The organism is Streptomyces sp. DT2A-34, assembly GCF_030499515.1.
Lineage (GTDB): Bacteria > Actinomycetota > Actinomycetes > Streptomycetales > Streptomycetaceae > Streptomyces.
Genome location: NZ_JASTWJ010000001.1, coordinates 4,939,834 through 4,961,624, shown reverse-complemented (window position 1 = coordinate 4,961,624; position 21,791 = coordinate 4,939,834). Strand labels below are relative to the sequence as shown.

Below are 21,791 nucleotides of genomic sequence, written 5' to 3'. Positions count from 1 at the left end.
GATCACTAAGCCAATCTGAGACGCTTCACGGCATGACCGATCCCGTGACCCGCTGGCGCGAGCGCGCCGACGGTGCCGTGTTGCTCGACGGCTTCCACACCCTTAAACACGCGCTGCGCTTCGGCGCCGAGGTCCCCGTGGCGGTCGCTGTCGACCGGGAAGCCGTGCTCGCCCTCGCCGAGCAGCTGGCGCCGGACGTACGGGAGACGCTGGACGCGCTGCTGACGGAGGTCCCCGAGACGACGTACGCCTCGCTCGTTCCGCGCCCGCACCCCACCGCGGTGGCCGCCTTGGCGGTACGTCCGTCCCGCGCGGCCAACCTCGAGAAGCTGGCGCATACCCCCCGTACCGCCCCCGTCGTGGTCCTCGACAACCCGCGCAACCTCGGCAACGCGGGAGCCGTGATCCGCCTGGCCGCCGGTTTCGGCGCGACGGGCGTGGTCACGACAGGCACCCTCGACCCGTGGCATCCGACGGTCGTACGAGGCGGGGCGGGCCTGCATTTCGCGACGGCGGTGGAGCGGCTGGACGTGGACGAGCTGCCGCCCGGGCCGGTCTTCGCGCTGGACCCGGAGGGCGACGACATCCGGGGCAGCAAGCTCCCGGACGACGCCGTCCTCGCCTTCGGGTCGGAGCGAAGTGGCCTCTCGGCCGAACTACGCGCGCGTGCCGACCATTTGGTGTCCTTGCCGATGCGTCCTCAGGTCTCCAGCTACAACCTCGCGACCAGCGTGGCGATGACGCTGTACCACTGGAGTCTCACCGGGGGCGCGTCCCGGGCTTAGGCCTCCCGACGCACCTCGACAACCCGGAACCGGTTGGCGACGAACGCCCCGTCGCACAGCGCCGAGTTGGCCGCGGGGTTACCCCCCGACCCATGGAAGTCGGAGAACGCGGCCGTCTGGTTCACGTACACCCCGCCCGTCAGATTCAGCGACAGCTGGGCCGCCTCTTCCAGGCAGGCCTCCTGTACGGCCTGCTCGACCTCCTCGTCGGTGGTGTACGCACCGACCGTCATCGCGCCCTTCTCCCGCACCGTCCGCCGCAGCAGCTCCACCGCCTCCGTCGCCGAGTCGACCGCGACGGCGAACGAGACCGGCCCGAAGCACTCGCTCATGTAGGCGGCCTCGTCGTCCGGCTTGGCCCCGTCCAGCTTGACGATCACCGGCGTACGGACCACCGCGTCCGGGAACTCCGGGTTGCTGATCTCGCGGGAGGCGAGGGCGACTTCGCCGAGCCCTGCCGCGGCCTCCAAGCGGGCCTTGACGTCGGGGTTGACGATCGCGCCGAGCAGGGCGTTCGCGCGGGCGTCGTCGCCGAGGAGGCCGTCGACCGAGCGGGCGAGGTCGGCGACGACCTCGTCGAAGGTCCGGGGGCCCTCCTCGGTGCGGATGCCGTCGCGGGGGATGAGCAGGTTCTGCGGCGTGGTGCACATCTGGCCGCTGTACAGGGAGAGGGAGAAGGCCAGGTTGGACAGCATCCCCTTGTAGTCGTCCGTCGAGTCGACGATCACCGTGTTGACGCCGGCCTTCTCCGTGTAGACCTGCGCCTGGCGGGCGTTGGCCTCCAGCCAGTCGCCGAACACGGTCGAGCCGGTGTAGTCGATGATCCGGATCTCCGGGCGGAGAGCCAGCGTCTTGGCGATGCCCTCGCCGGGTCGCTCGGCCGCCAGCGCCACCAGGTTCGGGTCGAAGCCGGCCTCGGTCAGCACCTGCCGCGCGACCTGCACGGTGAGCGCGAGCGGCAGTACCGCGCGCGGGTGGGGCTTCACCAGGACCGCGTTGCCGGTGGCGAGGGAGGCGAACAGGCCCGGGTAGCCGTTCCAGGTCGGGAAGGTGTTGCAGCCGATGACCATCGCGATCCCGCGCGGGACCGGCGTGAACTGCTTGTTCAGGGCGAGCGGGTCGCGCTTGCCCTGCGGCTTGGTCCACTCCGCCGTGTCGGGGGTGCGGGCCTGCTCGACGTATGCGTACGCCACCGCCTCCAGGCCACGGTCCTGCGCGTGCGGGCCGCCCGCCTGGAAGGCCATCATGAAGGCCTGGCCGGAGGTGTGCATGACCGCGTGCGCGAACTCGTGCGTCCGGTCGCTGATCCGCTTGAGGATCTCCAGACAGACCACGGCGCGCACCTCCGCGCCCGCGTCCCGCCACTCGCGCTGGCCGGACTTCATGGCGGCCAGTAGTACGTCGATGTCCGCGTGCGGGTACTCGACGCCCAACTCGATGCCGTACGGGGACACTTCGCCGCCCACCCAGTCGTCCGTGCCGGCCTGGCCGAGGTCGAGGCGGTTGCCCAGCAGGGCGTCGAAGGCGGCCTTGCCCGCTGCCGCGTCCAGGCTGCCGTTCTCGCCGTAGGCCTTGGGGTGCTCCGGGTGCGGGGACCAGTACGCGCGGGTGCGGATCGCCTCCAGCGCCTGGTCGAGGGTGGGCCGGTGCTTGGCGATCAGCTCGTGGGTGGTCAGTTCGGCGGTGGCCATGCGGGACCAACTCCTCGTCTGAAGAGCTCTTCGTTGAGCTCATGACCTGGGCAGAAACATGGGCAGGAACAGGCGGTCAGAGTTAGAGTAACCGAACGATCGGTCGGTTCAAGGGGGTCCGCCGCATCTGTGGAAAACCCCGTGCGGGAGGATCGCGCACATGACAGCACTCGACCTCAGCAGCCCCGTGGCCGTTGTCGGCACCGGCACCATGGGCCAGGGCATCGCCCAGGTCGCGTTGGTCGCGGGCCATCCCGTACGGCTGTACGACGCCGCTCCCGGGCGCGCCCAGGCAGCGGCCGACGCGATCGGCGCGCGCCTCGACCGGCTCGTCGAGAAGGACCGCCTCACCGGCGCCGACCTCCCCCACGCTCGAACAACCTCGCGCGGGGGCACCCCCATCGCCGCCCGCGCCCGGCTGCTGCCCGCCGAGTCACTCGCCGACCTCGCGGACTGCGCCCTGGTCGTCGAGGCCGTCCTGGAGCGCCTGGACGTCAAGCAGGAGCTGTTCCGGGAGCTGGAGGGCATCGTCGGCGAGGACTGCCTGCTCGCCACCAACACCTCGTCCCTGTCCGTCACGGCCATCGGCGGCGCCCTCGCCAACCCGGGCCGCTTCGTCGGCCTGCACTTCTTCAACCCGGCGCCACTGCTGCCGCTCGTCGAGGTGGTCTCCGGGTTCGCCACCGACGTCACGTCGGCCACGCGCGCGTACGAGACGGCACGCGCCTGGGGCAAGACGCCGGTCGCCTGCGCCGACACCCCCGGGTTCATCGTCAACCGCATCGCCCGGCCCTTCTACGCCGAGGCCTTCGCCGTCTACGAGGCGCAAGGCGCGGACCCCGCCACCATCGACGCCGTCCTGCGCGAGTGCGGCGGCTTCAAGATGGGCGCCTTCGAACTCACCGACCTCATCGGCCAGGACGTCAACGAGTCGGTCACCCACTCCGTCTGGCAGTCCTTCTTCCAGGACGTGCGCTTCACGCCCTCGCTCGCCCAGCGCCGCCTGGTGGAGTCCGGCCGGCTCGGCCGCAAGAGCGGGCGCGGCTGGTACGACTACTCCGATGAGAACGGGGCTGCCGAGCGCGACGAGCCGCACACCGCGGAGAAGGGCCGGACGCCCGCCTATGTCGTCGCCGAGGGCGACCTGGGCCCGGCCTCCGAGCTGCTCGCGCTGATCCGCGAGGCGGGCATCCCGGTGCGCGAGGAGGACGAGGACCACGGCACCCGCTTGGTGCTGCCCAGTGGTGGCCAGCTCGCGCTCGCCGACGGCCAGACGTCGGTGGAGTTCCGGGACGTCGTCTACTTCGACCTCGCCCTCGACTACCGCCGGGCCACCCGCATCGCCCTGTCCGCCTCCCAGGACACCGCGCCGCAGACCCTCGCCGAGGCCACCGGCCTCTTCCAGGCGCTCGGCAAGGACGTCAGCGTCATCGGCGACGTCCCCGGCATGATCGTCGCCCGCACGGTCGCCCGGATCGTCGACCTCGCGCACGACGCCGTCGCCAAGGGCGTGGCCACCGAGGAGGACATCGACACCGCGATGCGTCTCGGCGTGAACTACCCGCTCGGCCCCTTCGAGTGGAGCCGCCGGCTCGGCCGCAACTGGGCGTACGCCCTCCTCGACGACCTGCACCTGCGCGACCCCTCCGGGCGCTACGCGCCGTCCCTCGCGCTGTACCGCCACGCGTACGCCTCCGACAAGCGCGAGGGCAGCACCTCATGACCCGGGAGGGCAGCACCGAATGACCACCGCCAAGCGCGACACGTACACGCCCGAGACACTGCTCTCCGTCGCCGTGCGGATCTTCAACGAGCGCGGTTACGACGGCACCTCCATGGAGCATCTCTCCAAGGCGGCCGGCATCTCCAAGTCGTCGATCTACCACCACGTCTCGGGCAAGGAGGAGCTGCTGCGCCGCGCCGTCAGCCGGGCGCTCGACGGGCTCTTCGGGATCCTCGACGAGGAGCACGCGCGCGAGGGGCACGCCGCCGACCGCCTGGAGTACGTCGTACGGCGCATGGTCGAGGTGCTCATAGGCGACCTGCCCTATGTGACGCTGCTGCTGCGCGTGCGCGGCAACACCGACACCGAGCGGTGGGCCCTGGACCGGCGCCGCGACTTCGACCACCAGGTCGCCGCACTGCTCAAGGCGGCCGCCGCCGACGGGGAGGTGCGCGCCGACGTGGAGGTGCGGCTGGCGACGCGGCTCGTCTTCGGGATGATCAACTCGATCGTGGAGTGGTACCGGCCGGACGGCCGCGGCATGAACGAGCGCGAGGTCGCCGACACGGTGGTGCGGCTGGTCTTCGGGGGACTGCGGCAGGCGGGCTGACCGCCCCTGGTGCGGCGGCGGGTTGAGTACGCGCGCGTGGACGGATGAGTGCGCCGCCCGATGTCCGCGGGCGTTCCCGGCCGGTGGGCTGTGACGCATGATCGAGAACGACGCGGAGCTCGCAGCCGACCCGACGGGGTGGACGGCGCCTTTCGTGGCCACGCTGGCCGGACTGCCGCTCCTCGTGGGGGAGTGCATCATTTTCGGCATCGACAGCTACGTCAGCAGCCTCGACGTGATGGTCTACGGGGGACTCCGCCGGTCGGCGCGGATGCTGCTCATGGGCACGGCGATGGCCTCCGGCTGACCCCCGGGACGGATGCTCAGCCCTGCGGCTCCAGGTCCTCCTCCTCGAACACCAGCAGCGTGCGCGAGCTGAGCACCTCGGGGATCGCCTGGAGCCGGGTGAGGACCAGCTCGCGCAGTGCCCTGTTGTCGGGGGTGTGGACCAGCAGCAGCACATCGAAATCGCCCCCGACGAGGGCGATGTGAGAGGCGCCGGGGAGCTGTCTGAGCTGCTCGCGCACCGTGCGCCAGGAGTTCTGGACGATCTTCAGGGTGATGTACGCCGAGGTGCCCTGGCCTGCGCGTTCGTGGTCGACGCGGGCGCCGAAACCCCGGATGACACCGTCCTCGATGAGGCGGTTGATGCGCGCGTAGGCGTTGGCACGGGAGACATGGACCCGCTCGGCGACCGACCGTATCGAGGCGCGGCCGTCCGCCTGGAGCATCTGGAGGATGTCCTGATCGATGGCGTCGAGCGGGCGCGGGGGCGGCAAGGGGGTGCCGCTGTCCGGGCTCTCGGCCATTTGTTCAGGCGCCATGTCCCCCCACCTTCCTGCCGTGGACGTACTGCGTTCATTGCAGGCTGTGGAGAACCGTTTGTCCACAGCCTGAGGGTGCCTGTAGCCAAAATGTGCCGACGACCGAACAATCGGTAGGTGAGGCGCATCACAAGAGCTGCGCCTTCCGTAGCCGCTCCCACGAGGAGGTGCCGTCATGACGGTCATGGAGCAGCGAGGCGCGTACCGGCCATCGCCGCCGCCCGCCTGGCAGCCCCGCATGGACCCCGCGCCGCTGCTGCCCGACGCGGAGCCGTACCGCGTCCTCGGCACCGAGGCCGCCGCGAAGGCCGATCCGGGCCTGCTGCGCCGGCTCTACGCCGAGCTGGTGCGGGGCCGTCGGTACAACGCGCAGGCGACCGCGCTCACGAAGCAGGGTCGCCTCGCCGTGTACCCGTCCAGCACCGGCCAGGAGGCCTGCGAGGTCGCCGCCGCGCTGGCGCTGGAGGACCGCGACTGGTTGTTCCCCAGCTACCGTGACACCCTCGCCGCCGTGGCCCGCGGCCTGGACCCCGTCCAGGCGCTGACCCTGCTGCGCGGCGACTGGCACACCGGCTACGACCCGCACGAGCACCGCGTGGCCCCCCTGTGCACCCCGCTCGCCACCCAGCTCCCGCACGCCGTCGGCCTCGCGCACGCCGCCCGCCTCAAGGGCGACGACGTGGTCGCGCTCGCCATGGTCGGCGACGGCGGTTCCAGCGAGGGCGACTTCCACGAGGCGCTGAACTTCGCCGCCGTGTGGCAGGCGCCGGTCGTCTTCCTGGTCCAGAACAACGGCTTCGCGATCTCCGTCCCGCTCGCCAAGCAGACCGCGGCCCCGTCGCTGGCCCACAAGGCAGTCGGCTACGGCATGCCCGGCCGCCTGGTCGACGGCAACGACGCGGCCGCCGTGCACGAGGTGCTGAGCGACGCCGTACGGCACGCCCGCGCGGGCGGCGGACCGACGCTGATCGAGGCGATCACCTACCGCATCGACGCCCACACCAACGCCGACGACGCGACCCGCTACCGCGGCGACTCCGAGGTGGAGACCTGGCGCGGGCACGACCCGCTCGCCCTCCTGGAGCACGAGCTGACCGAGCGCGGCCTCCTCGACGAGGCCGGCAAGCAGGCCGCGCGGGACGCCGCCGAGGCGATGGCCGCCGACCTGCGCGAGCGCATGAACCAGGACCCGGTGCTCGACCCGATGGACCTGTTCGCCCACGTGTACGCCGAGCCCACCCCGCAACTGCGCGAACAGCAGGCCCAGTTGCGTGCCGAGCTCGACGCCGAGTCGGAAGGGTCGCACCGATGACCACCGTCGCCGTCAAGCCGGCCACCATGGCGCAGGCCCTCACGCGCGCGCTGCGCGACGCCATGGCGGACGACCCCACCGTGCACGTCATGGGCGAGGACGTCGGCACCCTCGGCGGCGTCTTCCGCGTCACCGACGGACTCGCCAAGGAGTTCGGCGAGGACCGCTGCACGGACACGCCGCTGGCCGAGGCGGGGATTCTGGGCACGGCGGTGGGCATGGCCATGTACGGCCTGCGCCCGGTCGTGGAGATGCAGTTCGACGCGTTCGCCTACCCGGCGTTCGAGCAGCTCATCTCGCACGTGGCACGCATGCGCAACCGCACGCGCGGCACGATGCCGCTGCCGATCACCGTCCGCGTCCCCTACGGCGGCGGCATCGGCGGCGTCGAGCACCACAGCGACTCCTCCGAGGCGTACTACATGGCGACTCCGGGGCTCCATGTCGTCACGCCCGCGACCGTCGCCGACGCCTACGGGCTGCTGCGCTCCGCCATCGCCTCCGACGACCCGGTCGTCTTCCTGGAGCCCAAGCGCCTGTACTGGTCGAAGGACTCCTGGAACCCGGAACACCCGACGGACGTTGAACCGATTGGCCGCGCGGTGGTGCGGCGCTCGGGCCGGAGCGCCACGCTCATCACGTACGGACCGTCCGTGCCCGTCTGCCTCGAAGCCGCCGAGGCGGCGCGCGAGGAGGGGTGGGACCTGGAAGTCGTCGACCTGCGCTCGCTGGTGCCGTTCGACGACGAGACGGTCGCCGCCTCGGTACGGCGGACCGGGCGAGCGGTCGTCGTGCACGAGTCGGGCGGGTTCGGCGGCCCGGGAGGGGAGATCGCGGCCCGGATCACGGAGCGCTGCTTCCACCACCTGGAGGCGCCGGTGCTGCGCGTGGCCGGGTTCGACATCCCCTACCCGCCGCCGATGCTGGAGCGTCACCACCTGCCCGGCGTGGACCGGATCCTGGACGCCGTGGGGCGTCTGCAGTGGGAGGCGGAGGGCTGATGCCACAGGTGCTGGAGTTCAAGCTTCCCGACCTCGGGGAGGGGCTCACCGGGGCGGAGATCGTCCGCTGGCTGGTGGAGGTGGGTGACGTCGTCACCGTCGACCAGCCGGTCGTCGAGGTCGAGACGGCCAAGGCGATGGTCGACATCCCCTGCCCCTACGGCGGCGTGGTCACGGCTCGCTTCGGCGAGGAGGGCACGGAGCTGCCCGTCGGGGCGCCGCTGCTCACGGTGGCGGTGGGGGCGCCTGCCTCCGGCGGACCGGCAGAGAGTCCGGGCGAGGGCACGGCCCGGGGCGCGGCCGAGAGCGCGGCCGCCTTCGGCGGTACGACCGAGGGCTCCGGAAACGTGCTGGTGGGATACGGCACCTCCGAGGCGCCCTCGCGGCGGCGCAGGGTACGGCCGACGGCTCCGGTGCGGCCACAGGCGGCCGGTCCCGCGTCCGCCACCGCACCCGCCGGCCCGGACCGGGCCGACGCCCGCAACGGCAACCACGAGGGCCCTGTTCCGGTGATCTCCCCCCTGGTGCGCCGCCTCGCCCGCGAGAACGGATTGGACCTGCGGGAGTTGCACGGTTCCGGACCCGAGGGGCTGATCCTGCGGGCGGATGTGGAGTACGCGCTGCGGGCCGCCTCCGCGCAGGAGCGCGTGGCCAAGGCACCGGCAGTCACACCGGCACCTGCTCCCCCTGCCCACGCCAAGGCCGCCCCTGAAGGCATCCGTACCCCCCTCAAGGGCATCCGCGGCGCCGTCGCCGACAAGCTCTCCCGCAGCCGGCGGGAGATCCCCGACGCGACCTGCTGGGTGGACGCCGACGCCACGGAGCTCATGAGGGCGCGGACCGCGATGAACGCCGCCGGTGGGCCGAAGATCTCCCTCCTCGCCCTGCTGGCCCGCATCTGCACCGCCGCCCTGGCCCGGTTCCCCGAGCTCAACTCCACGGTGGACATGGAGGCCCGGGAGGTCATCCAGCTCGACCAGGTGCACCTTGGGTTCGCGGCGCAGACCGAGCGGGGCCTGGTCGTCCCGGTCGTACGGGACGCGCACGCGCGGGACGCGGAGTCGCTGACCGCGGAGTTCGCCCGGCTGACCGAGGCGGCCCGCACGGGCACCCTCACGCCCGCGGAACTCACCGGCGGCACCTTCACCTTGAACAACTACGGCGTGTTCGGCGTCGACGGCTCCACGCCGATCATCAACCACCCCGAGGCCGCGATGCTCGGCGTCGGCCGCATCATCCCCAAGCCGTGGGTGCACGAGGGCGAACTGGCGGTGCGCCAGGTCGTGGAGCTCTCGCTCACCTTCGATCACCGGGTCTGCGACGGCGGCACGGCAGGCGGCTTCCTGCGGTATGTGGCGGACTGCGTGGAACAGCCGGCGGTGCTGCTGCGCACGCTGTGACACAGCCACCACGGCCGGCCGCCTCCCCTGCGTTCCCTGTGATCGTGGAGGCACGCATACTCGGGGGGTGACCGCGTACGAACCGCCGGGCGGGCAAGGCGCCGCCGACGCCCAGCAGGAGGCCGGGCACGACGTCGCGTACGACGCCGTCGTGCTCGCCGGAGGTGCGGCGCGGCGGCTCGGCGGCGCGGACAAGCCGGGGGTGCGCGTCGGCGGGCGGGCCCTGCTCGACCGCGTCCTCGCCGCCTGCGCCGACGCGCGGTCCACCGTCGTCGTCGCCGACCCCCGCCCGACCGCGCGCCCGGTCACCTGGGCGCGCGAGGACCCACCCGGCGGCGGCCCGCTGGCCGCACTCGACGCCGGGCTGCGCCACACCACGGCACAGCGGGTCGTCGTCCTCTCCGCCGACCTGCCGTTCCTCGACGACGGCACGGTACGGCGGCTGCTGGCCGCCCTGCGCACCAGCGGCGCCGACGGTGCGCTGCTCACCGACGCCGACGGCCGCGACCAGCCGCTCGTCGCCGCGTACCGCGCGCCCGCGCTGCGCCGCGAACTGGAGGCGCTCGCCCAAGGGCGGGACGGCCTCACCGGCCTCCCCCTGCGCCGGCTGACCGGCGCGCTCGGCCTCACCCGCGTCCCCGACCCCGTCGCGTCCTTCGACTGCGACACCTGGGACGACATCGCCACCGCCAGGGCACGCATCAGGGAGCATGGGCACGTGTTGGATGAATGGATTTCCGCAGTCAAGGACGAGCTCGGCATCGAGCTCGACGTCGACACCAAGGTCCTGCTCGATCTCGCCCGCGACGCCGCCCACGGGGTGGCGCGCCCCGCGGCCCCGCTGACGACCTTCCTCGTCGGGTACGCGGCAGCGCAGGCCAAGGGAGGCGAAGGCGGCCCCGAAGCCGTCGCCGAGGCCTCCCGCAAGGCCACCGCCCTCGCCCTGCGCTGGGCGGAGGAGGCGGCCGCCGCGAAGTCCGACGCGGCCCCCGACGCCACGCCCGACACCCGCCCGGACGCCGGATGACCGCCCGCGGCGTCCAGGCGGACGAGGACGCCGAGGACCTCGACGTCGAGGAGGTGCTCGCCCTCGTGAACGAACACAACGGCCCCCACACCCCCGGCGACCACGGGCCCGCACCCGGCGCACCCGCCCCGGGCTCCCCCCACCCGGACCGCCACCACCAGGCCACCCCCTGGCGCGAGGCCCGCGAGACCGCCGCCCGTGCCGCGCGTGCCGCCACCCGGGCCGCCGGCCGCGCTCCCGTCTCCGTCCCCCTCGACGCGGCCCTCGGCCTCACCCTGGCCGCCCCCCTCACCGCCCTCACCGACCTGCCCTCCTTCGACACCTCGGCCATGGACGGCTGGGCGGTCGCGGGCCCCGGCCCCTGGGACGTACGGGACGAGGGAGTGCTGGCCGGGCACGCCGAGCCCGAGCCGCTCACCGACGGAGAAGCCGTCCGGATCGCGACCGGCGCCCGGATCCCGCCGGACACCACCGCCGTCCTGCGCAGCGAGCACGGCCGCACGGACGCCAAGGACCGTCTGCACGCCACCCGGGAGATCCAGCCCGGCCAGGACATCCGCCCACGCGGCCAGGAATGCCGTAACGGCGACCAACTGCTCGCCGTCGGCACCCTCGTGACCCCGGCCGTCCTCGGCCTGGCCTCCGCCGCCGGATACGACACCGTGACCGCCGTACCGCGTCCCCGCGTCGAAGTCCTCGTCCTCGGCGACGAGTTGCTCACCGCGGGGCTTCCGCGCGACGGGCTGATCCGCGACGCCCTCGGCCCGATGCTGCCGCCCTGGCTGCGCGCACTCGGCGCCGACGTCACCTCCGTGCGCCGGCTCGGTGACGACGCCAAGGCCCTGCACAAGGCCCTCACCCGCTCCGACGCCGACCTCATCGTCACCACCGGCGGCACCGCGGCCGGCCCCGTCGACCACGTCCACCCCACGCTGCGGCGCATCGGCGCCGAACTCCTGGTGGACGGCGTCAAGGTACGGCCCGGCCACCCCATGCTGCTGGCCCGCACCAAGGAGAACCAGCACTTCGTCGGCCTGCCCGGCAACCCCCTCGCCGCCGTCTCCGGCCTGCTCACCCTCGCCGAACCCCTGCTGCGCACGCTCGCCGCCCACCCGTCCCCGGAGCCGTACACACTCCCCCTGAAGGAGGCGGCCCACGGGCATCCGTACGACACCCGGCTCATCCCCGTCGTGCTGCGCGGCGACCACGCCGTGCCGTTGCACTACCACGGGCCGGCCATGCTGCGGGGCATGGCGGCGGCCGACGCCGTCGCCGTCGTACCGCCGGGCGGTGTCCGCGCAGGTCAGGAGACCGAACTGCTCGACCTGCCCTGGGCGAGTGCCGGCATCGAGGTGTGTTTCACGTGAAACTTCCGGGCCAGGACGCGATCGCCCGTCGGGCGGACGAGCGCGTCGCGACCTACCGGGTGAAGCTCCCGAAGAAGATCGTGGAGCATCCGTTCCGGCAGGTTGCCAAGCGGGTCGTGCTGGCCCTGACGCTGCTCGTGGCGACCGCCTTGATCGTCTACGCCGACCACGACGGCTACAACGACAACTCCGACGGTTCCGTCGACCTCCTCGACGCCTTCTACTACGCGACCGTCAGCCTCTCCACCACCGGATACGGCGACATCACCCCCGTCAGTGACGCCGCCCGGCTCACCAACATCTTCGTCATCACGCCCATGCGCGTGCTGTTCCTGATCATCCTGGTCGGCACCACGCTCGAGGTCCTCACCGAACGGACCCGGGAGGAGTGGCGTCTGAACCGCTGGAGGTCCACCTTGCGCGACCACACCGTCGTCATCGGCTTCGGAACGAAGGGGCGTTCGGCGATCCAGACCGTCTGCGCCACCGGCCTGAGGAAGGACCAGGTCGTCGTGGTCGACCCGAGTTCCAAGGTGATCGATGCGGCGGTCGGGGACGGGTACGCCGGGGTCACCGGGGACGCCACGCGCAGTGACGTCCTGATGCGGGCCGAGGTGCACAAGGCGCGGAAGATCATCATCGCGACCCAGCGCGACGACACCGCCGTCCTGGTGACGCTGACGGCCCGGCAGCTCAACCGCGGCGCGAAGATCGTGGCCGCGGTGCGCGAGGAGGAGAACGCGCCGCTGCTGAAGCAGTCCGGCGCCGACGCGGTCATCACCAGCGCCAGCGCGGCCGGTCGGCTCCTCGGCCTCTCCGTGCTCAGCCCCGCCGCCGGGATGGTCCTGGAGGACCTGATCCAGCAGGGCAGCGGGCTCGACATCGTCGAACGACCGGTCATAAAGGCCGAGGTGGGCAAGAGCCCACGGCAGACGGACGACCTGGTGGTGAGCGTCGTACGGGGGCACCGGGTGCTCGGATACGACGATCCGGCCGTGGGGACGCTGGAGTTGACGGACCGGCTCATCACCATCGTGCGGGCGACGCCGGGCACTCAGGTGGCACCCGATGACCGGCGTCTGCCCCCAGGGATGAAGCCCATCTGACGGGCCGCTTCGACTACTTGCGGTTGTACAGCCGCATCGTGATCGGCCCGAAGACCAGCACGAACAGGCCCGCCCACCCCAGCGACCAGGCCACCTCGGCCGCCGGCCAGTCACCGGCCATCAACCCCCGTACCGCCGAGGACAGATGAGTGATCGGGCTGTTGTTGACGAAGGCCTGGAGCCAGCCCGGCATGGTCTTCGGGTCGACGAAGACGTTGGACAGGAACGTCAGCGGGAAGATCACCATCATGCTGACGCCCATCACCGACTTCTCGGTGCGCAGCATCAGCCCGAACATCGTCCAGATCCACGAGAACGCGAACGAAAAGGCGACCAGCAGCGCGATCCCCGCGAGCACCCCGACGACCCCGCCGTCCGGGCGGTAGCCCAGGATCATGCCGACGGTGAGCATCACCACGGACGCGATCGTGTAGCGCAGGGCGTCGCCCAGCAGATAGCCGACCATGGTCGACGGCCGCCAGATGGGCAGCGACCGGAACCGGTCGAAGACGCCCTTCTCGATGTCGGTGTTCACCGAGACGCCGGTGTACATCGTGATCATCACGACCGACATCACCAGGATGCCCGGCAGCAGGAACTGGATGTACTCCCTCGGGGACCCGGCCAGGGCGCCCCCGAACAGGTACGTGTACATCAGCACCATCATGATCGGGAACGCGGTGACGTCGAAGAGCTGCTCGGGTACGTGCTTGATCTTCAGGATCGCCCGCCAGCCGAACGTCATCGAGGCCGACCAGGCGCTGGGCCGCGGCGGCCGCTCCCCGGAGACGAGCAGCGCGGCGAGCGACTCGGCGCTGACGGGGGCGAGTTCCTTGCTCTCGGTCTGCGTCACGGTGCTCATGCCGCCACCTCGTCCTTGTCGTCGTTGCCGGGCTCGTCGTGGGTGTCGTGGGTGTCGTGTCCGGTGAGGGCGAGGAACACCTCGTCCAGGCTGGGCTGGCCCAGCGAGAAGTTGTCGACGGTGATGCCGGTGCGGGCCAGTTCGGCGAGCGCGCGGGCGGCCTGCTCCGCCGCGCCCTGTCCATTGGCCGCCCCGGAGCCGACGCGGGCGGTGAGGGCCACGGGATCCGGCTCCAGCTGCACGTCCGCGTCGAGCGTCAGCCGCAGCACGCGCTCGGCGTCCGGCCGCTGCGCCGCGTCACGCAGCCGCAGATGGACGGACCCGGCGCCGACGGACGCCTTGAGCTCGCCCTTGGTCCCCTCGGCGATCACCTTGCCGCGGTCGATGACGGCGATCCGGGACGCCAACTGATCGGCCTCGTCCAGGTACTGCGTGGTCAGCAGCACGGTGGTGCCCTGGGCGACGACGGCGCGCACGATGTCCCACACCTGGTTGCGGCTGCGCGGATCGAGGCCGGTCGTCGGCTCGTCGAGGAAGAGCAGGTCGGGGGTGTTGAGGATGGACGCGGCGATGTCGATACGGCGCCGCATGCCGCCGGAGTAGTTCTTGACCTGCTTCCCGGCCGCGTCCGAAAGCCCGAAGGCCTCCAGCAGCTGCGCGGCACGCTCCCGCGCGGCGGGCTTGCCGTGGCCGAGGAGCCGGGCCAGCAGGACCAGGTTCTCGGTGCCGGTGAGGTCCTCGTCCACGGAGGCGTACTGGCCGGTGAGGCTCACCCGGCCGCGCACCTCGTCGGCCTCACGCACGATGTCGTGGCCGAAGACGTGGGCCTCGCCGCCGTCGGGTCGTAGGAGGGTGGCGAGCATCTTCACCGTGGTCGTCTTGCCGGCGCCGTTCGGGCCGAGGACGCCGTAGACCGTGCCGGCCGGAACCGCGAGGTCCACGCCGTCGACGGCCCGTGTCTCACCGAACGTCTTCACCAGGCCTGCCGTCTCGATCGCGAGACCGGACGTCGTCTGCGTGCTCATGCTTCGGGTCCTTCCGAGTGGTCCTTCCGCGTTCTTGGGCTGCGTATGGGGAGACCTTTACGGTCGCGCAAACTCATCGGTGCCGCACCGGATTTTCCGTCCGAACCCGTCCAAGGACCGAGGGGCAGGGGGTCGGAGGCCGGGGAGTAGCGTCCGTGCCATGCATACGATCACGATTCCCGAACCTGGTGGGCCCGAGGCGCTGGTGTGGGACGAGGTCCCCGATCCCGTGCCCGGTGAGGGCGAGGTGCTGGTCGAGGTGGTGGCCGGGGCCGTCAACCGCGCCGACATCCTGCAACGCCAGGGCTTCTACAACCCGCCGCCCGGCGCCTCCCCCTACCCCGGCCTGGAGTGCTCCGGCCGGATCGCCGAGCTCGGCCCCGGCGTCTCCGGCTGGGCCGTGGGCGACGAGGTGTGCGCGCTGCTCTCGGGCGGCGGCTACGCCGAGAAGGTCGCCGTGCCGGCCGGCCAGCTGCTGCCCGTACCCAAGGGCGTGAGCCTGACGCGGGCCGCTGCCCTGCCCGAGGTGGTCTGCACGGTCTGGTCCAACGTCTTCATGATCTCCCACCTCCGCCCGGGCGAGACCCTGCTCGTGCACGGTGGCTCCAGCGGCATCGGCACCATGGCCATCCAGCTCGCCAAGGCCGTCGGCGCCAAGGTCGCCGTCACGGCGGGCACGCCGGAGAAGCTGGACCGGTGCGCCGAGCTGGGCGCCGACGTCCTGATCAACTACCGGGAGCAGGACTTCGTCGACGAGGTCAAGAAGGCCACCGACGGGGCCGGAGCCGACGTCATTCTCGACAACATGGGCGCCAAGTACCTCGACCGCAACGTCCGGGCCCTCGCCGTCAGCGGGCGCCTGGCGATCATCGGCATGCAGGGCGGCGTCAAGGGCGAACTCAACATCGGCGCGCTCCTGGCCAAGCGCGGCGCCATCAGCGCGACCTCGCTGCGGGCCCGTCCGCTCGGCGAGAAGGCGGCGATCGTCGCGGCCGTACGCGAGCATGTGTGGCCCCTGGTGGACGCCGGCCATGTACGTCCGGTCGTCGACCGCGAGATCCCGATGAACGACGCGGCCGAGGCCCACCGGGTGGTGGAGGAGAGCGGGCACGTCGGGAAGGTGCTCCTGGTCGCGCCGTAAGGCTGGCGCGGTGCAGGAACCCCCTAGGCTCTGTCGTCAAATTCCCGCCTGCCGCGCGACGCCATGCACGCTCCCCCAGAGGGGGCACCCCCCACGCGGCACGCCGAGAGCACGCACCTCACGCCGCGCGGCCCGCCCTTCGGGCGGACGACGGGAATTTGACGACAGGGCCTAGCCGCGCCGCAACCGCAGACCGACGAAGGCGAGCCCCAGACCGAGCCCGATGAGCACCAGCCCGCTGCCGAGGGGCAGGACCTGCAGCACGGGCTCGGTCGGGCTCTCGGCATGCGGGACGGGCTGCCGTGCGGGACGGTTCGACGGGGCCGAGGGCACCGTGGCGGAGTCCGCGGCGGAGTCACCGGCGCCGTCCGGACGCTCGGCCACGCCCCCGCCGTCGTCCTCACCCTCACCCTCGTCCTCCGGCAACGCCGAGCCCTCCCCGTCCTCGTCGCCCGTGCCGCCGTCCGGCTCCTCCTCCGCTGCTTCCTCCTCCGTGGCTTCGTCGTCCGCCGCTTCCTTGTCCGCAGCTTCCTCGTCCTCCAGTGGCCCTTTCTCCCGCCCCGGCCGCTCCCGCCCCTCACCGGCCCTGCTCCCGGCCCGGGACGGCTTGTCGGAGGGGGCCGGAGGGGCGGGAGGGGCGGGAGGGGAGGCGGTGGGCGCGTGGGCGGGAGAGGTGGCCGAGGCCTGGGACGCCCGGGACTCCCCGGAAGGGGCGGGGGAGGCGGAGGGCGCCCCGGACGGAGTCTCGGCGGCGGAGGAAGGCAGGGGCTCGACCGAGGAGCTGGCGGAAGCCTCGGAGTCAGCCACGGACGCGGAGGGGGACGCGGCCGCACGGGGGGAGACGGGCGAGGGCGAACCCGGGGAGCCGGAGGAATCGCCGGATGCGACAGCACCACGCGGGCCATCAAGGCCGTACGACACCCCACCCCCACCCCACCCGACGACCAACCCCGCCACCAGCACCACCAGCGTCCCCGCCCTGAGCCCAGGCGCAGCCCCCGGCGACGACGAACGCGCGAGCCCGCGCCCCGCGCCCGGCGAGGTCAGGAACCCGCTACCCGGGACGAACCGCCACCCCCGCGTCGCCCCCAGCAATGAAGTCACGGCACAAGCCTCACAGCACCGAACGCACCCGGCATTCCGGACTCCGCCACCCGACCGAATCGGGCGCACAATCCGGTTATGTCGATACGACACGGACTGCTGGCGCTCCTGGAAGCCGGCCCCCGCTACGGCTCGCGGCTGCGTGCCGAGTTCGAGACGCGTGCCGACGGGACCTGGCCGCTGAATAGGGCGGCGTGGACGAGGCGGGGCGGGTGCTGTACGCGCTGGCGGGGGCGGGCCGAGGTCGTGGGGGCGCAGCGCAGGCATGTGACCCGGACCCCGCACGGTTACGTACGGCGGAGGGCCGAGGGGCCGGCGCGGGCGCGGGCGCACGAGCACCCCGACGAGATGGCCCGGCTGCTGGTCCTGGAACAAAGAGCGACAGCGTGACTGGGCGACTGACGGAATCTCCCCCGGCCTAAACGGTGGATCACCCCACACGGGGGGCACCACGATGATGAGCTGTACGGGTGCGAGAGAATGGCGGCATGGAGATGCCGAGGAACGAAAGGCCGTCCGAGAACCCCCAGATCCTGGTCGTGGGCCAGGACGGGATGGCGCTCACCGGCGGCAACGGAGACGAGGACTCCCGCGAGATCCCGGTGACGGAGCAGGTCGAGCAGCCGGCGAAGGTCATGCGGATCGGCAGCATGATCAAGCAGCTGCTCGAAGAAGTGCGCGTGGCTCCCCTGGACGAGGCGAGCCGGGTCCGGCTGAAGGAGATCCACGCCAGTTCCGTGAAGGAACTGGAGGACGGCCTGGCACCGGAACTCGTCGAGGAGCTGGAGCGGCTCTCCCTGCCGTTCACGGACGAGGCGACCCCGAGCGACGCGGAACTGCGCATCGCGCAGGCCCAGCTGGTCGGCTGGCTGGAGGGCCTCTTCCACGGCATCCAGACCACGCTCTTCGCCCAGCAGATGGCCGCCCGGGCCCAGTTGGAGCAGATGCGCCGCGCCCTGCCGCCGGGAGTCGGCGGTCACGAGGACGGCGATCAGCACCAGGCGGGCCGCACCGGCGGGCCGTACCTGTAAACCCCACCCGCACGCGAAGGGCCCGGCAGCCAGCGCTGCCGGGCCCTTTCACATGGGCGTCACTCCGGATTGCCCGTCGAGACCGTGAACTTCATCGTCGGCGGGTTCTCCGGATCGAAGTCAGTGCCCGTCTCGGGGGACTGCACCAGCACCGTGCCGTCGCCGTACGTGTTCTCGTCCTTGGAGGTCTTCTCGTACTTCCAGTCGGCAGCCTTGAGACACTCGACGACCGAAGGCCAGTACTGGTACGAGAAGTCCGGCATCCGTACCTTGTCGGGGTCGAGGAACGACTCCCGCGGCTCGGTGCACGTGGTCGTCTCGACCGTCCTCGAACTGTCCCCCGCCCGGTATCCGGCCGCCTTCGTGGCCGGCGCCGACGTGCTCGTGCCGCCCCCGCCCTCGTCGTCCTCGGTGCCGCCGCCGGTCAGTGTCAGTGCGGCGATCAGGCCGCCCACGGCGACGAGGGACACGACGATCGAGCCGATGATCACCGCGCGGTTGTTCTTGCCGCCGCCCGACGTGGGCTGCGGCTGGGGCGAGAGGGTGTACGGCGGCGGGGTCGGATGGCCCGGCTGCGGGGAGTACGCCGCCGGCGGCGGTGTCTGGTAGCCGGGCTGCTGCGGGTAGCCGTACCCCGGCGGGGGCGTCCCGGGCGGCGGGGTGCCGTACGGGTTCGGGGCCGGGGTCGGCTGGTACGGCGTCTGGACCGGGCCCCCGGGCGGCGGCGTCTGGCCGACCGGCGGGAACACCGAGGCGCCGACGCCCTGGCCGCTCTGCGCCTGTGAGCCCGGCACGATGCTCGGCGGGGCCGCCTGGAAGGACGCGGCCACGCGCAGGCACTCGTCGCGCATGGCCTCGGCGCTCGGGAAGCGCTCGTTCGGGTTCTTCCTCAGGGCGCGGGCGACCAGCGCGTCCACGGCGGGCGGCAGGGCGCGGTTGATGGAGGACGGAGCGGTCGGCTCCTCCTGCACATGCGCGTACGCGATCGCCAGCGGCGAGTCCGCGTCGAACGGCAGCCGCCCGGTGACGAGTTGGAACAGCATGATGCCGACCGAGTAGAGGTCGGAGCGGGCGTCCACGGCCCGGCCCAGCGCCTGCTCGGGCGAGAGGTACTGCGGCGTGCCGACCACCATGCCGGTCTGTGTCATCGACGTCACACCGGACTGCATGGCGCGCGCGATGCCGAAGTCCATGACCTTGACGACGCCGCGCTTGTTCATCATCACGTTGCCCGGCTTGATGTCCCGGTGCACCAGCCCCATCTCGTGGCTGATCTCCAGCGCCGCGAGCACGTCCGCGGTGATCTTCAGCGCCTTGTCGGCGGGCACCGCTCCGAACTGCCGTACGTCCTCGTCGAAGACCGAGCTGAGCGGCCGGCCCTCGATGTACTCCATGACGATGTACGGCGTCGTCATGCCGTCGAGCTCGTCCTCGCCGGTGTCGAAGACGGAGACGATGTTGGTGTGCGTGAGCTTGGCCACGGCCTGGGCCTCGCGGCGGAAGCGCTCGCGGAACGCCTGCTCGCGGCCGAGTTCGGTGTGCAGGGTCTTGACCGCGACCTGCCGGTCGAGCACGGCGTCGTAGGCGAGGTGCACCGAGGCCATGCCGCCCTCGCCGAGCAAGTCGCGCAGCTGATAGCGGCCGCCGGCGAGCGCCCGCCCCGCGTACCGGCCCTGTGCGCCGTCCTGGCTCATGTGCTGCGTCCCCCGTAGCCTCTTAGGCGCCTGCGATTGCCGTGGATTGTCGTGGATCGGGTTTGATCCCGAGTGATCCAACTGCTATTCCCGGCCAAGTCTGCCCCACGGCACTGACAGGTCAAGCGCGGTGCCCGTTCCGTGACCGTACGCGAAAGAAGCGTCGCGGAAGAGTTACCGGGGCAGTACGGGCGGTACACAGAATTTGCACGAGCGGACGCGGTGCCGGTTTGATGGCCGGTCCGTCTCCCTCCGGTTGGGGCGGCCGTCTCGGACCGACGGCTTGCGTGGAGGCTGTAGCGTGGCCGACGGAGACCGTAACAACACCGCGCGCACCGCGGGCAGAAACGACGGCGAGGACTGATGGCACAGCAGCAGCGCGCTCAGGGCCCGTCCGACCCCGAGGCGGCTGGCGGCGGTATGTCAGACGCGCCGGAGATGTGGGGTAACGGCGGGCTTGTCGGGGACGGCCGTTATCGGCTGACCCGCAGACTCGGCCGGGGCGGTATGGCCGAGGTGTTCGCGGCCGAGGACGTGCGCCTCGGCCGCACCGTGGCGGTCAAGCTGCTGCGTTCCGACCTCGCCGAGGACCCGGTGTCCAAGGCCCGCTTCACGCGCGAGGCCCAGTCGGTGGCCGGCCTCAACCACCACGCGATCGTCGCCGTGTACGACTCCGGCGAGGACTTCGTGGGCGGCCACAGCGTGCCGTACATCGTGATGGAGATCGTCGAGGGGCGGACCATCCGCGACCTGCTCCTCAACGCCGAGGCGCCCGGCCCCGAGCAGGCCCTGATCATCGTCTCCGGCGTCCTGGAGGCGCTCGCCTATTCGCACCAGCACGGCATCGTGCACCGCGACATCAAGCCCGCCAACGTCATCATCACCCACAACGGCGCTGTGAAGGTGATGGACTTCGGCATCGCCCGCGCCCTGCACGGCGCGCAGTCGACGATGACGCAGACCGGCATGGTCATGGGCACCCCGCAGTACCTCTCGCCCGAGCAGGCGCTCGGCAAGGCGGTCGACCACCGCTCCGACCTGTACGCGACGGGCTGCCTGCTCTACGAACTCCTCGCGCTGCGCCCGCCGTTCACCGGCGAGACCCCGCTGTCGGTGGTCTACCAGCACGTCCAGGACATCCCGACGCCCCCGTCCGAGTTCTCCGACGGCTGCCCGCCGGAGCTCGACGGCCTGGTCATGCGCTCGCTCGCCAAGGAGCCGGACGACCGGTTCCAGACGGCCGAGGAGATGCGCGGCCTCGTCCAGTACGGCCTGCAGATGCTGTACGACCAGGGCGGCCACACCGGCACCTGGAACACCGGCCCGGTGACGATGCACGACGGCCGGCACACCCCGGCGGCGGGCTTCGCGAACACGACCGTCATGGGGCACCCCTCGGACTCCGGTTCCGGTACGACGCAGGTCCCGCAGCCGATCCTGCCCGCCGGGTACGGCGGCGGGGACGACGGCGGCTTCGAGGGGCACGGCAACAGGGGCAGCGGTCGCGGCAAACTGTGGATCCTCGCCGTCCTCGCGGTGATCGCGATCGCGGCGGGCGTCGCGCTGGCGCTCAAGGACACCGGCTCGGGCGGCGGCACCGACACCACGCCGACGCCCACCACCTCGCAGAACGCCGACAAGGACACGCCCAGCGAGACGCCGAGCGACGAGGCGACCGAGGAGCCGACCGACGAGTACACGGACGACAGCACCGGTACGGGCACCGACCCGGACTACACGCCGTCGTACGAGCCCTCCTACACGCCGACCGAGGACCCGACCACGGCCGAGCCGACCGAGACCCCGACCACGGCCGAGCCGACCGAGGGCCCGACGGAGGACCCCACCGAGGACCCGACGGAGGACCCCACGGAGGACCCGACGCTGCCGACACCGACGGACGACGGCCTCTGACCGGCCTCGCGGCACCGTCTCACTGAAGAAGTCAGCCCCACGCGCGCGTGCGGCCCGGAAACGGGCTCCACGCGCGCGTGCCGTTTACGGCGGGTGGCTGGATCGTTCTGCTGGCATAACCTGACTTATCCGCCTTCGTGCACGAGATCAGCGTCACGCCAGTTCAGTGACCTC

General features: G+C 71.9%; 19 protein-coding genes and 1 pseudogene. 14 read left to right on the top strand and 6 right to left on the bottom strand.

The window, feature by feature from the left end:
- Positions 1-32: 32 nt before the first annotated feature.
- Positions 33-785, top strand: coding sequence for an RNA methyltransferase (locus QQM39_RS21920; RefSeq protein WP_301999028.1), 753 nt, complete (start codon positions 33-35; stop codon positions 783-785).
- On the opposite strand, the gene paaN is transcribed toward QQM39_RS21920, so the two are convergent.
- Positions 782-2,476: a phenylacetic acid degradation protein PaaN gene (gene paaN, locus QQM39_RS21915; RefSeq protein WP_301999027.1), complete on the bottom strand. Its 1,695-nt coding sequence runs from the start codon at positions 2,474-2,476 to the stop codon at positions 782-784. The two genes, QQM39_RS21920 and paaN, sit on opposite strands and share 4 nt — an antisense overlap.
- 160 nt (positions 2,477-2,636) lie before the next feature.
- Here paaN and QQM39_RS21910 point away from each other — a divergent pair, with 160 nt between their 5' ends.
- The 3 genes from QQM39_RS21910 to QQM39_RS21900 all read left to right on the top strand — a co-directional run bounded on the left by QQM39_RS21910 (position 2,637) and on the right by QQM39_RS21900 (position 5,116).
- The gene (locus QQM39_RS21910; RefSeq protein ID WP_301999025.1) at positions 2,637-4,199 is read left to right on the top strand and encodes a 3-hydroxyacyl-CoA dehydrogenase; all 1,563 of its coding nucleotides are present in this window, start codon (positions 2,637-2,639) and stop codon (positions 4,197-4,199) included.
- A 19-nt stretch (positions 4,200-4,218) separates the two neighbouring features.
- Positions 4,219-4,809 carry a TetR/AcrR family transcriptional regulator gene (locus QQM39_RS21905; protein WP_301999023.1) on the top strand — a complete coding sequence of 197 codons (591 nt, stop codon included), beginning with the start codon at positions 4,219-4,221 and terminating at the stop codon, positions 4,807-4,809.
- A 97-nt stretch (positions 4,810-4,906) separates the two neighbouring features.
- Complete coding sequence (locus tag QQM39_RS21900) at positions 4,907-5,116, top strand: hypothetical protein (protein ID WP_301999021.1); 210 nt, start codon at positions 4,907-4,909, stop codon at positions 5,114-5,116.
- 16 nt (positions 5,117-5,132) lie between these two features.
- Here the strand turns inward: QQM39_RS21900 and QQM39_RS21895 are convergent, their stop codons facing one another.
- Positions 5,133-5,618: an Lrp/AsnC family transcriptional regulator gene (locus tag QQM39_RS21895; RefSeq protein WP_302003675.1), complete on the bottom strand. Its 486-nt coding sequence runs from the start codon at positions 5,616-5,618 to the stop codon at positions 5,133-5,135.
- A 190-nt stretch (positions 5,619-5,808) separates the two neighbouring features.
- On the opposite strand from QQM39_RS21895, the gene pdhA reads away from it, so the two are divergent.
- The 6 genes from pdhA (at position 5,809) to QQM39_RS21865 (ending at position 12,846) form a co-directional block, all read left to right on the top strand.
- Positions 5,809-6,945, top strand: a complete 1,137-nt coding sequence (pdhA, locus tag QQM39_RS21890; protein ID WP_301999018.1) for a pyruvate dehydrogenase (acetyl-transferring) E1 component subunit alpha — start codon at positions 5,809-5,811, stop codon at positions 6,943-6,945.
- Entirely contained in the window at positions 6,942-7,946 is a 1,005-nt protein-coding gene (locus QQM39_RS21885) for an alpha-ketoacid dehydrogenase subunit beta (RefSeq protein ID WP_301999016.1), read from the top strand. Before pdhA ends, QQM39_RS21885 begins: the two co-directional genes overlap by 4 nt.
- Positions 7,946-9,346, top strand: a complete 1,401-nt coding sequence (locus QQM39_RS21880; protein ID WP_301999014.1) for a dihydrolipoamide acetyltransferase family protein — start codon at positions 7,946-7,948, stop codon at positions 9,344-9,346. Before QQM39_RS21885 ends, QQM39_RS21880 begins: the two co-directional genes overlap by 1 nt.
- A 151-nt stretch (positions 9,347-9,497) precedes the next feature.
- Positions 9,498-10,373: an NTP transferase domain-containing protein gene (locus QQM39_RS21875; RefSeq protein WP_302003674.1), complete on the top strand. Its 876-nt coding sequence runs from the start codon at positions 9,498-9,500 to the stop codon at positions 10,371-10,373.
- Entirely contained in the window at positions 10,370-11,740 is a 1,371-nt protein-coding gene (locus tag QQM39_RS21870) for a molybdopterin molybdotransferase MoeA (protein ID WP_301999012.1), read from the top strand. The genes QQM39_RS21875 and QQM39_RS21870 overlap by 4 nt, the downstream gene beginning before the upstream one ends.
- Positions 11,737-12,846, top strand: coding sequence for a TrkA family potassium uptake protein (locus QQM39_RS21865; RefSeq protein WP_301999010.1), 1,110 nt, complete (start codon positions 11,737-11,739; stop codon positions 12,844-12,846). The genes QQM39_RS21870 and QQM39_RS21865 overlap by 4 nt, the downstream gene beginning before the upstream one ends.
- 13 nt (positions 12,847-12,859) lie before the next feature.
- On the opposite strand, the gene QQM39_RS21860 is transcribed toward QQM39_RS21865, so the two are convergent.
- Both QQM39_RS21860 and QQM39_RS21855 read right to left on the bottom strand, forming a co-directional pair.
- On the bottom strand, positions 12,860-13,708 hold the full coding sequence (locus tag QQM39_RS21860) for an ABC transporter permease (RefSeq protein ID WP_301999008.1): 849 nt from the start codon (positions 13,706-13,708) through the stop codon (positions 12,860-12,862).
- Positions 13,705-14,733 (bottom strand): ATP-binding cassette domain-containing protein, encoded by a 1,029-nt coding sequence (locus QQM39_RS21855; protein ID WP_301999006.1) that lies wholly within the window; start codon positions 14,731-14,733, stop codon positions 13,705-13,707. Before QQM39_RS21855 ends, QQM39_RS21860 begins: the two co-directional genes overlap by 4 nt.
- A gap of 160 nt (positions 14,734-14,893) precedes the next feature.
- Here QQM39_RS21855 and QQM39_RS21850 point away from each other — a divergent pair, with 160 nt between their 5' ends.
- Positions 14,894-15,874 carry an NAD(P)H-quinone oxidoreductase gene (locus QQM39_RS21850; RefSeq protein WP_301999004.1) on the top strand — a complete coding sequence of 327 codons (981 nt, stop codon included), beginning with the start codon at positions 14,894-14,896 and terminating at the stop codon, positions 15,872-15,874.
- Between the two features lie 171 nt (positions 15,875-16,045).
- Here QQM39_RS21850 and QQM39_RS21845 read toward each other — a convergent pair whose 3' ends face one another.
- Positions 16,046-16,681 carry a hypothetical protein gene (locus QQM39_RS21845; protein ID WP_301999003.1) on the bottom strand — a complete coding sequence of 212 codons (636 nt, stop codon included), beginning with the start codon at positions 16,679-16,681 and terminating at the stop codon, positions 16,046-16,048.
- Between the two features lie 375 nt (positions 16,682-17,056).
- Between QQM39_RS21845 and QQM39_RS21840 the strand changes: the two are divergent.
- A pseudogene (locus tag QQM39_RS21840) lies at positions 17,057-17,164 on the top strand (PadR family transcriptional regulator); the annotation flags it as partial.
- Positions 17,165-17,466: 302 nt separating this feature from the next.
- The gene (locus QQM39_RS21835; RefSeq protein ID WP_301999002.1) at positions 17,467-18,009 is read left to right on the top strand and encodes a bacterial proteasome activator family protein; all 543 of its coding nucleotides are present in this window, start codon (positions 17,467-17,469) and stop codon (positions 18,007-18,009) included.
- Between the two features lie 59 nt (positions 18,010-18,068).
- Here the strand turns inward: QQM39_RS21835 and QQM39_RS21830 are convergent, their stop codons facing one another.
- A complete protein-coding gene (locus tag QQM39_RS21830; protein WP_301999001.1) occupies positions 18,069-19,703 on the bottom strand; it encodes a protein kinase in 1,635 nt (544 codons plus the stop codon).
- A gap of 363 nt (positions 19,704-20,066) precedes the next feature.
- Between QQM39_RS21830 and QQM39_RS21825 the strand changes: the two genes are divergently transcribed.
- Positions 20,067-21,617 (top strand): protein kinase, encoded by a 1,551-nt coding sequence (locus QQM39_RS21825; protein WP_301999000.1) that lies wholly within the window; start codon positions 20,067-20,069, stop codon positions 21,615-21,617.
- Positions 21,618-21,791 lie beyond the last annotated feature (174 nt).